The organism is Nocardia sp. NPDC050717 (genome assembly GCF_040654275.1).
Lineage (GTDB): Bacteria > Actinomycetota > Actinomycetes > Mycobacteriales > Mycobacteriaceae > Nocardia.
In genome coordinates this window covers 230048-242374 of the sequence record NZ_JBFAHR010000004.1, presented here as the reverse complement: position 1 = coordinate 242374, position 12327 = coordinate 230048, and the positions used below count along the sequence as shown (strand labels likewise).

Genomic DNA, 12327 nt, shown 5'->3' with positions numbered 1-12327 from the left:
CCCCGCGCGTCGTCGGGGTCGACCGTTCGTCGGTGGTCGCGCGTACCCTGGCCGCGACGAACAGCGCAGACAGGAGGACGGCATGGCGGCGGAATCCGAGTTCCCCCACGGCATCGGCAAGGTGGCGACCCGTGAGCTGGCGGCCAACGGCTACACGCGCTACGACCAGCTGACGAAGGTCAGCGCGAAGCAACTGCTTGCCATCCACGGCATCGGCCCCAAAGCCATCCGCATCCTCGGCGAGGAGCTGGCCGCGCGCGGCCTCGCGTTCGCCCCCTGAGAACTCAGGCCTCCATCTTCTTCACCACGCGCTGGACAGTGAGCCAGGTGCGGGTCGTGATGTCCTTGCCATAGGTCTTCTCGAGGCGGGCCATGAAGTCCGGGGTCTTGCCGGTGCTGTTGTCGATCACGGTGAGGAAGGCGCGCGCATCGGCGTCGTAGCCGATGACGCGGGTGAGCGGATCGTCCTCGAACGCCGTCGTATCCGCCTGACGCATGCGGTCTTTGAAGAAGGTGACCGTGAGATACGAGCCGCGCTCGTGCGGCAGGCCCTCGAACGGGTCGCGGTCGAGCAGGGCGCGCAGCTCGGGGTGGCTGCGGATGATGGTGCCGCCCGGGATACCCAGCTCGGCCGCCAGCCCCTTCTGGATGCGGTCCTCCAGGTCGGCCGGATCGTCGGCGGTGCGGAACACGATGTTGCCGCTCGTCAGCACCGAGGCCACCTTCGTGAACCCGAGTCCCTCGAAGACCCCGCGCAACTTCTCGTTCCGCATGTTCGGATTCGTGGGCATGATGCCCCGCAGCAGCGCCGCATAGCTCTCCACGAGCAGACCGTACCCATCCCCACCGACACGCACCATCGAATGTCGGCGGGGCGAGGATCACGCCTGGGCGGCGGCGTTCTTCTTGCGCTCGATATCGGCCAGCGCGGCCAGGTACGCCTCGCGCTCCTCGGCGCTCGCGTCCCAGGCGACCTTGCGGTTCTTGACCACCTTGGCGGGCGCGCCGACGGCGATGCTGTAGTCGGGGACGTCGCCGCGCACCACCGCGTGCGCGCCGAGCACGCAGCCGCGGCCGACGCGGGTGTCGCGCAGCACCGTCACCTTGGCCGCGATCCAGGTGTCGGGGCCGATGCGGACGGGGCTCTTCACGATGCCCTGGTCCTTGATGGGCAGGGTGATGTCGTCCATCTTGTGGTCGAAGTCGCAGATGTAGCACCAGTCGGCGACCAGGGTGGACTCGCCGATCTCGATGTCGAGGTAGGTGTTGACGACGTTGTCCTTGCCGAACACCACCTTGTCGCCGATGCGCAGCGAACCCTCGTGGCAGCGGATGGCGTTGCCGTCGCCGATGTGCACCCAGCGGCCGATCTCCATGCGGGCCAGTTCCGGGGTCGCGTGGATCTCCACATTGCGGCCGAGGAACACCATGCCGCGCAGCACGATGTGCGGGTTGCTGAGCCGGAACTTGGCCAGCCGGTAGTACCGCACCAGGTACCAGGGGGTGTAGGCGCGATTGGCGAGCACCCAGCGCAGCGATTCCCTGGTCAGAAAGCGTGCCTGCTGCGGATCGCGGCGGCGTGATCCACGCCAGCGCGCGCTCAGCGGCGCGCCCCACATGCTCGTCACGAACTACTCTCCCGTCGTGATCCGCCGGGCCTGGTACCCGGGGAGTCGGTCATCGGGTAAACAGAGTACTTTCGGAGCGCACACGAACTGTGCGATACCCCGATCCTCGGCTTCGAACATCACAGGGAGAACAGCAGGTGCGAACTCGGACTCGTGTCGCGGTCGCGTTCGCTGCCGCCGGTGTGGTGGCGCTGACCGGTTGCGGCACCTATGTCGACGACATCACCGTCGGCGCCGGATTGGGCTGGCCCGCAGCGCATCACGACGGCCGCAACGGTGGCGCCACTCCGGTGACGGGCGCCGAGTCGGTGACGCTGAGCTGGTCGCGGCCGGTCGGCGGCCCCATCGCCCAGCCGTTGACGATCGGTCCCGAAGGCCAGATGTTCGTCACCACGAGCACCGCCAACTGCGCGATCTTCTCCTTCCAGATGCACACCGGGCGCAAGCGGTTCTGCAACGCGCTCGGACCGTCGACCATCGAGGCGCCGACCGTCGTCGACGGCACCAACAACGTCTACGTCGGTGACGACGGCGCGGTGAACTCCTTCAACTACCTGGGACAGCCGCGCTGGCGCACGCCGGTGGCCGGGGTGCCGGTGGCGATCCAGTTCACCGGCGACGGCAAGCTGCTCACCATCACCCAGTCCGGCCAGGTCGACGTGCTCAGCCGCCAGACCGGCGGCCGCGAGGTCCCCACCCTGCAACTGCTCGGCGAGCCCGACTTCCTGCAGTACCCCGGGCTCACCCGCCCCGCCTCCGGCGACGGCCTGGACGACTGCCGCACCGGTGGCCCGCGCTGCGCGATCGCCAACACCACCGCCGTCGACCCGGACTCGGGCCGCTTCTTCGTGACCGTCTGGGAGCCGGGCAAGACGGTCGCCTCGCTGCGCGCGATGCGCTATGCCGACGACAAGGTCACCCAGGTGTGGAGCGCCGACATGCTGACCGGCGGCAGCGCCACCAGCCCCACCCTGTCCGCCGACGGCGCCACCGTCTACGTCGGCGACAACAGCGGCCGCCTGATCGCGGTGAACACCGAGGACGGCAGCACCCGCTGGACCCACGCGCTCGGCTGGACACCCAGCGGCGGGATCTCCGTCGTCGACGACCTGATCATTCCCGCGGGCGACGACGGCTACCTGATGGCCGTCCACGATCGCGGCGATCGCGTCGAACCGGCCTGGGAACGCAAGGACCTGGCCCTGCGTGGCACACCCGCCCAGACCGCGGGCGACATCGGGTACACCGTGGCGGCCATCGGCGCCGGACTCAACCTCATCACCTTCGACACCACCACCGGCAACACGGTCGACTCCGATGTGCTGCCCGGCGCGACCGGCACCACCACCGGCACGTCGATCGGGCCGAAGGGCGAGGTCGTGGTCGCGACCCGGCTCGGCGAGATCTTCACCTTCCAGCCCGACGCTCAGTAGGGGTTGGCCCGGTCGGCCCAGCGCGCGTCGACCTCGGCGGCGAGCCGTCGGGGGAACGAGACGCGCGCCGGATCGCCGTCGGCGGTGTAGCGCTGGTCCGGGTGCGCGGCGAGCCAGTCGAGCCAGTACGCCGAATCGAAGGGCACCGTGCCCCGCCCCGAGCGGATTCGCGGAACACCACCGGGATCGACCGCGCCGTACGGGGTGGGCGCCGGCTCGGCGCCGACCAGCACGACCGCGTCGAAGCGGTAGCCGGTGGTGTCCCAGCTGCCCGCCAGCGCCAGGTCACGGTCGCGGGGCGCGATGCCGAGCGGTAATGCCATGGTGCGCACCGTGACTCCGGGCGCGGCCGCGGTGATCGCCCGCACGTTCAGCACCAGCTGGCGTTGTACGCCCTCGCCGTCCAGGCTCGCGAGGTTCGCGTGGTCGGCGGTGTGCGCGCCGATCTCGTGGCCGTTGGCCGCGAGCCAGGGGAGTGCGCGCGGATCACCACCGAAGGGCTCGTTGTTGACGTAGAACGTGGCGACCGGCCGGAAATCCGGGTGTCGCGCGCCGAATTCGGCGAGGATGCCCGCCGCGCTGTCCGGGGCAGGCGTGCCCGCGGCGGTGAACGCGAGCTGGCTGCTGGTGGAATCGTCGAAGGTGAGCACCACCGGGTGCGTGCCCGCGGGCAGGTCGAGCTCGCCGGAGATGTACTGCGCGACGGTCACCGGGCGATAGCCCTCGCGATACAGCCGGTCCAGCTCGTCGCGGAACTCGGCCGGGGTCTGGTCGTATTCGCCCGCGGGGTCCGGGGTGATCTGGTGGTACATCAGGATCGGGACGACACCCAGTTCGTTGGCGGCGACCCCGGCCGGATCAGGCGGGCTGCTGCTCGGTGCGGGCGCTGGCGGTTCGACGATCGCCTGCGGCGTCTGGGCCGCGCACGCGGTGACCGCCATGGCGAGCAGGACCGCGCCGAAGAGCCGGGATACCGCCGTCGAACCGCCCGTCATCGCGGCAATGTTACGCGGCGGCAGAGGTTTTCCCTCGATCTCGCGATAATCGGTGGACCCCGCACGCGACTGCGCCATAGTGGCCTGGCGAACCTTAGTGGAAGTTGGTGTGGGCGTTGGGATTGCGTATCCAGTCGTGGGATCGGACACGGTGGGCGACGGTCGGTGGGGGCGCTGTCCTCGCGATCGTGATCGTCGCGCTGCTGGCCGGCTTCGCGGTGACCAGATCGGTGAACGCGCCGGCCGCCGACACCACGCCCCCGGCACTGCGGGTGCTCGCGCCCGAGCCGGTGACCTCCTACCGGGCGCCGATCGTGGTGCGCGGCACGGCGATTGACGCGGTACGCGTGTCCATCGGGGAGGAGTTCGTGACGCCCGCCGCGGACGGGGCCTTCGAACTCTCGGTGCCGTGGGCGCCCGCCGTCGAGGTCGTCGCGGTCGACGCGGCGGGTAATCGGAGCGGCGCGATCGCGGTCACGGCGTTCACGCTGCCTCGGGTGCGCGCGGTGCACGTCACCGCGCACGCGTGGTCGCACGAGGGATTGCGCGAGGGTGTGCTCGCCATGGCGCGCGAGGGGCGCATCGATACCGTGCAGCTCGACATCAAGGACGAGGACGGCGTCGTCGGGTACGACTCACAGGTGCCGCTCGCCCGCGAATCCGGGGCTGTCGCGGCCATTTACGACGCTCCGGCCGCCTTGCGTCAACTGCACGAGCTCGGGGTGCGGGTGGTGGGGCGCATCGTCGCGTTCCGTGATCCGACGGTGGCCGCGTGGGCATGGCACAGCGGCAGGCCGGACTGGGTCGTCCAGAATCCCTCCGGCCAGCCCTATTCCAGCCACTACGGCCCGATCGCCTTCACCAATGTCGCCCACCCCGAGGTGCGCCGCTACAACATCGATCTCGCGGTGGAAGCGGCCCGGCTCGGTTTCGACGGCATCATGTACGACTACGTGCGCCGGCCGGACGGCAGCCTGTCGAGCATGCGTTTCGCCGGACTCACCGACACACCCACCGACGCGGTCGCGGGCTTCGTGGCCGAGAGCCGCTACCCGGTCCACGCCGCGGGCGCGCACCTGAGCGCCGCGGTGTACGGCATCGCCGCCACCCGCCCCGACCAGATCGCCCAGGACATCCCCCGCATCGCCCGCAACGTCGACTACGTCGCCCCCATGGTCTACCCCTCGCACTGGAACCCCGGCGAATACGGCGTCGCGAACCCGAACGCCCAGCCCTACGACATCACCCTCGCCTCCCTCCGCGACTTCCAGACCACCACCGCGGGCACCGGCGCGAAGGTGATCCCCTGGCTCCAGGACTTCACCCTCGGCGTCCCCTACGGCGACCCCGAGGTCCGCGCCCAGATCGACGCCACCCGAGCCGCGAACATCGACGGCTTCTTCCTCTGGAACGCCGCCACCCGCTACCACCCCAACGGCATCCCCCCAGCCTGAGCGGTTGTCACGCCACCCAGGCGAGGGCGTCGGGTTCGGCGGTGACGGGGAAGACGCGGATTTCGGCGGGGATGAGGAAGGCGAAGAGGTGGACGGCTTCGGCGAGGGCTTTGTGGTCGGTGACCAGGGCGATGCGGCCCCAGGCGCTGCGGGGGACCTGGACGAGTTTCAGGTCCTGCCACAGGGCGTCTAGGGAGTAGCGGTCGAAGTCGGGGCCGAGGACGTAGACGACGTTCACCGGCTGCTGGTGTTCGAGGGCCGACTCGATCGCGGGGTCGAGCTGGGTGGTGTAGTCCTCGGCGGTGACGATGCCGGACGCGCGGAAACCGATCGTCGCGGGTGGCAGGTCGGGAATCGGGTGCAAGGGCATGCGGCGGCTCCTTCGTCCTGGGGATCGACAGGAAGGACGGTAGAGCCGGGCCGTCGGGACGGCGTCATGCGTTGCGGGTGAAATCGGCGCCGGACGGCGCCGAATCCGGTGCTACTTGGGGTCGCGCTCGGGCAGCGGCCGTTCGACGATGTCGGGGCGGCCGAGAGAGGTGCGGACGCGGCGCTTGGCGGCCGAGTACACCTGGGCGGTCTCGGCGGCGACCACGTCCCAGGCGAAGTCGGCGGTGAGGCGTTCGCGGGCGTTGTAGGCGCGGTCCTGGGCGGTGGCCGGGTCGTCGAGGACGGCCCGGGCCGCGTCGACCAGGCCGTCGACATCGGCGGGTTCGAAGGAGGCGCCGGTGACCCCGTCGATGACGGCCTCGCCGAGACCACCCGCGGTGGAGGCGATCAGCGGCACGCCGGCGGCGGCGGCCTCGAGCGCGACGATCCCGAACGGCTCGTAGCGGCTCGGCAGCACGATCGCGTCGGCGCCGTGCAGCCAGCCGAGCAGCTCGGCATGGCCGAGGCTGCCGACGAAGTTCACCGCCCTGGCGACGCGGTGCACCCTGGCCCGCTCACGCAGCCACTCGAACTGGGTACCGACCCCGGCGACGGTCAGGGTCGTACCGGGATGCGCGCGGCGGATGCGGGGCAGCGCCGCGATCGCGTCCTGCACGCCCTTCTCGTACTCCAGCCGCCCCACGTACAGCAGCTTCGGCGGACCGCTGCGCGGCGCGCGCGGCCGGAAGGTCCACGCGCCGACATCGATGCCGTTGCGGATCACCGTGATCGGCGAGAGTTCGGGTCCGTAGAGGCGCTCCACCTCGTCCTGCATCGAGGTCGAGCAGGTGATGAGCTGATCGGCCTCGTTGCACAGCCACCACTCCACCGAGTGGACCTGCTTGTTGACCCGCCCCGACACCCAGCCGCTGTGCCTGCCCGCCTCGGTGGCGTGGATGGTCGCCACCAGCGGCACGTCGTAGAACTCGGCCAGCGCGATCGACGGATGCGCGACGAGCCAGTCGTGCGCGTGCACCACATCCGGGGTCCAGCCCTCGCCGACGCCCGGCTTACCCAGCGCGACACCGGCCCTGACCATCGCGTGCCCCATCGCCAGGGTCCAGGCGAGCATGTCCTCGCCGAAGTCGAAGCAGGGCGGGTCCTCGGCCACGGCGACGACGAGCACCCCGTCGGCGACGTAGGAGTGGGTGGGATGGGTGAGCGAGTCGGTGCCCGTCGGCCTGCGCGCCAGCACGACCACCTCGTGCCCGGCCGCGGCCAGTTCCACGGCCAGGTGGTGCACGTGCCGACCGAGCCCGCCGACCACGACCGGCGGGTACTCCCACGACACCATCAAAATCTTCATGCGAATCCTTCAGCGGCGGCCGACGGGACAGCGGTCGGCAACCGCCGCGCGTCCAGACCAGGGAAGAATCCGTCGGCCAGGCTCCATCCTGCCGCGAGACGGGCCGCTTTGGCGAACTGTCCGGCCCCGATGGCCTCGGCGAGTTCACGCACGGCGTGCGCGTGCTGGTGCGCGCGGTCGCGGGCGTAGCCGGCGGCGGAGTCCTTGCTGACCATGAACGCCCAGTCGCTCGAGACGGTCAGGATCGCCTCGCGCAGCAATTGGTCGGCCACCGGATCGCGCAGCGAACCGTCGCGGCGCACCTTGTCGAGGGTGTCCAGCGCGAGCCGGACGACCTCGGCGTTGAGCGTCACGAGATCGGCGACCTGGTCGCCCGCCCACACCCGCCAGTCCTTGCCCGAACCCCACGACGAGTCGTTGAGCTGCACGGGTTCGCCCACGTACCCGTTGTCGCGGGCATCGGCGAGGGTGCCGACGTTCACCCCCGCCTCGGGCAGCGCGCGCAGCACCTGCTCGAGCCATTCGGGACCCTCGTGCCACCAGTGCCCGAAGAGTTCGGTGTCGAAAGCGGCCACCACGAGGGCCGGTCGGCCGATCCGCGCGGACTCCTCGATGAGGCGGGTGCGCACGGTCTCGACGAAGTCGGCGACATCGCGGGTGATCGCGGTGGCGGCGAGCTCGGGATCGTAAGGGGCCTTGTCAGGACCGGCCACGGTCTTGCCGGTCACCCGCGACGGTTTGAGACCGGTGGCGTGGTCGTAGTGATGGAAATCACGGTAGGCGCTCTGCCCGGGGTAACCCTGCTTCGGCGACCAGACCCGGTAGCTCACCTGCAGATCGCGGCCGAACGCGAGCACCTCGGAGTCGCGCACCGGCCTGCCGAGGGTGGTGTCGCCGCGCAGGGACGGGCCGTCGACCATGAAATGCGTCACACCCGCGTCGTCGTAGCCGCGCTCCATGCCGGGGGTGTAGCCGCACTCGGGCGCCCAGATACCGGTGGGGGTGGTGCCCCAGCGCTGCCGCGCGTCGGCCAGGCCCTCGGTGAGCTGGAATCGGCGCAGCCGCTCGTCCAGCAGCGGCTGGAACGGATGCGCCAGCGGGCCGCCGAGCAGCTCGATCGCGTCGGCGTCGATGAGCGAGCGCCACACCGGTGAGCCGCCGTGCCGCCAGTCACGCTCGAATTCGGTCGAAGCCGTTGTGGCGAGCCGATGTTCGTGCCGACCGAGGGCCACGTTGCCCGACATCGACGCCTCGTCGGCGCGCAGCTGCCAGTTGCCCAGCCAGTGGTGCATGCCGGCCAGGCAGTGCGGATCGTCGAGCTGGGCGGCGAGCACGGGCGTGATGCCCAGGCTCAGCAGATGCGTACGGCCCTCGGCCGCAAGGTTTTTCAGCACCCGGACCACGGGCAGGTAGGACGCGGCCCAGGACTGGTAGAGCCATTCCTCGCCCACCGGCCAGCGCCCGTGATGGGCCAGCCAGGGCAGGTGGGAGTGCAGCACGAGCGTGAACTGGCCCGGCACGGAGCCGGACCGGGCGGAGCGGGAATCTGTCAACGCCGTGCCTTCTGCGCGATCGCGACCAGGTCCAGGCTCGCGTCGATATCGCCTTCGCGCAGGTCGAAGTCGTCGATGGTCACGGCGGCGACGTCGGCGGTCAGGTCGGCGGGCCACGGCTCACCGGCGAGCGCGCGCTCGATCTGGGCGTCGATGAAGGACCCACCGTGCTTGGCGTCCAAGGCTTTCAGGCTCGCGCCGTGGTGCACGCCCAGCATCTGCTCGACGGTGAAGCCCGCCTCTAGCAGCAGTTCGGTCAGCTCGGCGGCGTTGAGCTCGCGCGTGTGGAAGGGGTTGAGCGGGGTGTCGCGGCCGGGGGAGAAGGTGATCCGGTTGGGAGTGCTGATCAGCAGCTCGCCGCCGGGCCGGAGCACCCGCAGGCACTCCCGCAGGAACTGCGCCTGATCCCAAAGATGTTCGATCACTTGGAAATTCACCACGACGTCGACCGAATCGTCGTCGAGCGGCAGCGCGGCCAGGTTGCCCTGGATCATCTCCACCCGCGGGTAGCGCGCGCGTACGTGCGCGACGGCGCTCTCGTCGTAGTCCACGCCGACGACACGCGCGGCGACCCCGGCGATCATGTCGGCGCCGTAGCCCTCGCCCGAGCCCGCCTCGAGCACGGTCTTGCCGGTGCAGCGATCGAGCAGGCGGGCATAGGCGATCTCGTGCCGACGGAACCAGTAGTTCTCCTCGGCGATGCCGGGCACGGTCCGCTCGCCGGTCAACGGCAGTGGTTCATGTGTGGCGGCCACGGGTGCGGCAGGGATCACAGCCTCGCTCATTGCTCCGACGTTACTGGTACCGCCGGTTCGTGCAGGAGTCAGGGATCCCCTTGTCATGTAGGTTACCCACGAGTAACTTAGCGTAGGGTAGTGTTCCGCCCTGAGCAGTTTTCTCACCCGGACGTACGGCCCAGCTCGTGCGGCCACCACACACGTGTCCCCAGAAGGAGGTCGACGAAGACCGATGCCGAACATCGTCGTACTCATCAAGCAGGTCCCCGACACCTGGTCCGAGCGCAAGCTCACCGATGGTGACTTCACCCTCGACCGCGAGGCCGCCGACGCCGTCCTCGACGAGATCAACGAGCGCGCCGTCGAGGAGGCGCTGCTGATCAAGGAGGCGCAGGGCGGCGAGGTCACCGTGCTGGCCGCCGGTCCGGATCGCGCCACCGAGGCCATCCGCAAGGCGCTGTCCATGGGTGCCGACAAGGCCATCCACATCAACGACCCGGCGATCCACGGCTCCGACGCCGTGCAGACCGCGTGGGTGCTGGCCGGCGCGCTGGGCCAGGTCGAGGGCGTCGAGCTGGTCATCGCCGGCAACGAGGCCACCGACGGCCGCGCGGGCGCCGTTCCGGCGATCATCGCCGAGTACCTGGGCATCCCGCAGCTGACGCACCTGCGCAAGCTGACCGTCGACGGCGACAAGATCACCGGCGAGCGCGAGACCGACGAGGGCGTCTTCAAGCTCGAGGCCTCGCTGCCCGCCATCGTCTCGGTCACCGAGAAGATCAACGAGCCGCGCTTCCCGTCCTTCAAGGGCATCATGGCCGCGAAGAAGAAGGAAGTCACCGTCTTCACGCTGGCCGATCTGGGCATCGACCCGTCGACCGTCGGTGTCGCCAACGCGGGCACCCAGGTCACCGGTTCCACCCCGAAGCCGCCGCGCACCGCGGGCGAGAAGATCGCGGACGAGGGCGAGGGCGGCAACCAGATCGCCACCTACCTCATCGGTCAGAAGATCATCTGATCCTCCCCGTCTGAGACTTCCCCAAGGAGAAAGAACAATGGCTGAAGTACTTGTGCTCGTCGAGCACGCCGACGGTGCCGTGAAGAAGGTCAGCACCGAACTGCTCACCGCCGCCCGCACCCTGGGCGAGCCCGCCGCCGTCGTCACCGGCCCGGCCGGTACCGCCGAGAAGCTGGCCTCCGCGCTGGCCGCCGCGGGCGCCGAGAAGATCTACGTCGCCGAGTCCGACGACGTCGACGGCTTCCTGGTCACCCCGAAGGTCGACGTGCTCGCCGGTCTGGTCGAGTCCGCCTCGCCCGCCGCCGTGCTGGTCGCCGCCACCGCCGAGGGCAAGGAGGTGTCGGGCCGCCTCGCCGCGCGCATCGGCTCCGGTCTGCTCGTCGACGTCATCGGCGTCAACGCCGACGGCTCGGCCGTGCACTCCATCTTCGGTGGCGCGTTCACCGTCGACGCCAAGGCCACCGGCGACGTGCCGGTGATCTCGATCCGTCCGGGCGCCATCGAGGCCGCCGCGCAGGCCGGTGCCGGCGAGCAGGTCACCGTGGCCGTGCCCGCGCAGGAAGAGGGCGTCGTCAAGGTCGTCTCGCGCGAGCCGATCGTCGCCGGTGACCGTCCGGAGCTCACCGAGGCCGGCATCGTCGTCTCCGGTGGCCGTGGTGTCGGTTCCGCCGACAACTTCTCGGTCGTCGAGGCGCTGGCCGACTCGCTCGGTGCCGCCGTCGGCGCCTCGCGTGCCGCCGTCGACTCGGGCTACTACCCGGGCCAGTTCCAGGTGGGTCAGACCGGTAAGACGGTCTCGCCGCAGCTCTACATCGCCCTCGGCATCTCCGGCGCCATCCAGCACCGCGCCGGCATGCAGACCTCGAAGACCATCGTCGCGGTCAACAAGGACGAAGAGGCCCCGATCTTCGAGATCGCGGACTACGGCATCGTGGGCGACCTGTTCAACGTCGCCCCGCAGCTGACCGAGGCCGTCAAGTCCCACAAGGGCTGATCGTTCCGGCGCCGAACGCGTAGGCGGCCCCGTCCGGGTTCCCGGACGGGGCCGCTCGCGTCCGCGGTGGTCGGGGTCCGTCCGGAGCCCCGCCCGTCGGTGTCGCGCTCATTTATGATTGCGACATGTCCCTGCCCGGTATCGATCGCCCTGACCTGCCCGAGTTCATGACATGGGAGCAGTTGGAGCAACTTCCGGAGGAGATCGCCGGGCAGATCGAGCTCTGGGAGGGCCGGGTCGTCTGGCTGCGACGTGGCCCCGGCGAGCATCAGATCTTCATGCGCCGCCTGACCAATGCTCTGGAGCGGTCCGCGCGGGACGACATGGCGGCGAACCCCGACCGTTGCTGGGTGGCCAATCTCGAAACGAATGTCTTCCTCGGTGTGACCGGCAAGTCGGACTTCGTCACGCCGGACTTCTTGGTACACCGTTGCCTGGACGGCCCTTACCGCGATGTTCGCGCCGCCGACACCGTCATGGTGGGCGAAGTCCTGTCGCCATCGAACACCTCGGCGCTCATGCAGGCGAAGCGAGCCCGCTACGCGGCGGCTGGGATCCCTTGGTACTGGGAGGTGATTCTGGAGCCGGACACCAGCGCGATCGCCGTCATCCAGGCATACGGACTGGACACCGCTCCGGCGCGCCTGCCACAGGGGGTGAGTCCGCTGCACCCCGTCGACTACCGTCTTGTCGACGAATGGATCAACGACGATGGCGCGGTGGTGTCGTTCCCACAGCCCTTCTCGATCGAGATTCCCTGGTCCGCGCTCGCCTTCTGAG

At 69.9% G+C, this 12327-nt stretch carries 13 protein-coding genes; 6 read left to right on the top strand and 7 right to left on the bottom strand.

From position 1 onward, the window contains the following. The first annotated feature begins 82 nt into the window (after positions 1 to 82). Positions 83 to 280, top strand: a complete 198-nt coding sequence (locus tag AB0H56_RS11715; RefSeq protein ID WP_357160816.1) for a hypothetical protein — start codon at positions 83 to 85, stop codon at positions 278 to 280. Between the two features lie 4 nt (positions 281 to 284). Here the strand turns inward: AB0H56_RS11715 and AB0H56_RS11710 are convergent, their stop codons facing one another. Together AB0H56_RS11710 and AB0H56_RS11705 are read right to left on the bottom strand one after the other, a co-directional pair. After that, the gene (locus AB0H56_RS11710) at positions 285 to 824 is read right to left on the bottom strand and encodes a DUF1697 domain-containing protein (protein WP_357160813.1); all 540 of its coding nucleotides are present in this window, start codon (positions 822 to 824) and stop codon (positions 285 to 287) included. Between the two features lie 57 nt (positions 825 to 881). Continuing rightward, entirely contained in the window at positions 882 to 1619 is a 738-nt protein-coding gene (locus AB0H56_RS11705; RefSeq protein WP_357161256.1) for an acyltransferase, read from the bottom strand. A 146-nt stretch (positions 1620 to 1765) separates the two neighbouring features. Between AB0H56_RS11705 and AB0H56_RS11700 the strand changes: the two genes are divergently transcribed. Next, a complete protein-coding gene (locus AB0H56_RS11700; protein WP_357160810.1) occupies positions 1766 to 3061 on the top strand; it encodes a PQQ-binding-like beta-propeller repeat protein in 1296 nt (431 codons plus the stop codon). On the opposite strand, the gene AB0H56_RS11695 is transcribed toward AB0H56_RS11700, so the two are convergent. Next, entirely contained in the window at positions 3055 to 4056 is a 1002-nt protein-coding gene (locus AB0H56_RS11695) for a polysaccharide deacetylase family protein (protein WP_357160807.1), read from the bottom strand. The two genes, AB0H56_RS11700 and AB0H56_RS11695, sit on opposite strands and share 7 nt — an antisense overlap. 116 nt (positions 4057 to 4172) lie before the next feature. Here AB0H56_RS11695 and AB0H56_RS11690 point away from each other — a divergent pair, with 116 nt between their 5' ends. Next, a complete protein-coding gene (locus AB0H56_RS11690) occupies positions 4173 to 5510 on the top strand; it encodes a putative glycoside hydrolase (protein WP_357160803.1) in 1338 nt (445 codons plus the stop codon). 7 nt (positions 5511 to 5517) lie between these two features. Here AB0H56_RS11690 and AB0H56_RS11685 read toward each other — a convergent pair whose 3' ends face one another. The 4 genes from AB0H56_RS11685 to AB0H56_RS11670 all read right to left on the bottom strand — a co-directional run bounded on the left by AB0H56_RS11685 (position 5518) and on the right by AB0H56_RS11670 (position 9583). Further along, a complete protein-coding gene (locus AB0H56_RS11685) occupies positions 5518 to 5880 on the bottom strand; it encodes an STAS/SEC14 domain-containing protein (RefSeq protein WP_357160800.1) in 363 nt (120 codons plus the stop codon). Positions 5881 to 5991: 111 nt separating this feature from the next. Further along, a complete protein-coding gene (locus AB0H56_RS11680) occupies positions 5992 to 7245 on the bottom strand; it encodes a glycosyltransferase family 4 protein (RefSeq protein ID WP_357160797.1) in 1254 nt (417 codons plus the stop codon). Then, positions 7242 to 8798: a glycoside hydrolase family 57 protein gene (locus AB0H56_RS11675; RefSeq protein WP_357160795.1), complete on the bottom strand. Its 1557-nt coding sequence runs from the start codon at positions 8796 to 8798 to the stop codon at positions 7242 to 7244. The genes AB0H56_RS11680 and AB0H56_RS11675 overlap by 4 nt, the downstream gene beginning before the upstream one ends. Next, positions 8795 to 9583, bottom strand: coding sequence for a class I SAM-dependent methyltransferase (locus tag AB0H56_RS11670; protein WP_357160793.1), 789 nt, complete (start codon positions 9581 to 9583; stop codon positions 8795 to 8797). Before AB0H56_RS11670 ends, AB0H56_RS11675 begins: the two co-directional genes overlap by 4 nt. 184 nt (positions 9584 to 9767) lie before the next feature. Here AB0H56_RS11670 and AB0H56_RS11665 point away from each other — a divergent pair, with 184 nt between their 5' ends. The 3 genes from AB0H56_RS11665 (at position 9768) to AB0H56_RS11655 (ending at position 12326) form a co-directional block, all read left to right on the top strand. After that, positions 9768 to 10553: an electron transfer flavoprotein subunit beta/FixA family protein gene (locus AB0H56_RS11665; RefSeq protein WP_233000110.1), complete on the top strand. Its 786-nt coding sequence runs from the start codon at positions 9768 to 9770 to the stop codon at positions 10551 to 10553. Positions 10554 to 10590: 37 nt separating this feature from the next. Next, the gene (locus AB0H56_RS11660) at positions 10591 to 11547 is read left to right on the top strand and encodes an electron transfer flavoprotein subunit alpha/FixB family protein (RefSeq protein WP_110036192.1); all 957 of its coding nucleotides are present in this window, start codon (positions 10591 to 10593) and stop codon (positions 11545 to 11547) included. A 125-nt stretch (positions 11548 to 11672) separates the two neighbouring features. Then, entirely contained in the window at positions 11673 to 12326 is a 654-nt protein-coding gene (locus AB0H56_RS11655; protein WP_357160788.1) for a Uma2 family endonuclease, read from the top strand. The last annotated feature ends 1 nt before the right edge of the window (position 12327 follow it).

What these genes read in the sequence shown, in the direction of transcription:
- AB0H56_RS11715 (WP_357160816.1), top strand. Translation starts at nt 83, where the DNA reads ATGGCGGCGGAATCCGAGTTCCCCCACGGCATCGGCAAGGTGGCGACC.
- AB0H56_RS11705 (WP_357161256.1), bottom strand. Translation starts at nt 1,619, where the DNA reads ATGTGGGGCGCGCCGCTGAGCGCGCGCTGGCGTGGATCACGCCGCCGC.
- AB0H56_RS11695 (WP_357160807.1), bottom strand. Translation starts at nt 4,056, where the DNA reads ATGACGGGCGGTTCGACGGCGGTATCCCGGCTCTTCGGCGCGGTCCTG.
- AB0H56_RS11685 (WP_357160800.1), bottom strand. Translation starts at nt 5,880, where the DNA reads ATGCCCTTGCACCCGATTCCCGACCTGCCACCCGCGACGATCGGTTTC.
- AB0H56_RS11680 (WP_357160797.1), bottom strand. Translation starts at nt 7,245, where the DNA reads ATGAAGATTTTGATGGTGTCGTGGGAGTACCCGCCGGTCGTGGTCGGC.
- AB0H56_RS11670 (WP_357160793.1), bottom strand. Translation starts at nt 9,583, where the DNA reads ATGAGCGAGGCTGTGATCCCTGCCGCACCCGTGGCCGCCACACATGAA.
- AB0H56_RS11665 (WP_233000110.1), top strand. Translation starts at nt 9,768, where the DNA reads ATGCCGAACATCGTCGTACTCATCAAGCAGGTCCCCGACACCTGGTCC.
- AB0H56_RS11660 (WP_110036192.1), top strand. Translation starts at nt 10,591, where the DNA reads ATGGCTGAAGTACTTGTGCTCGTCGAGCACGCCGACGGTGCCGTGAAG.
- AB0H56_RS11655 (WP_357160788.1), top strand. Translation starts at nt 11,673, where the DNA reads ATGTCCCTGCCCGGTATCGATCGCCCTGACCTGCCCGAGTTCATGACA.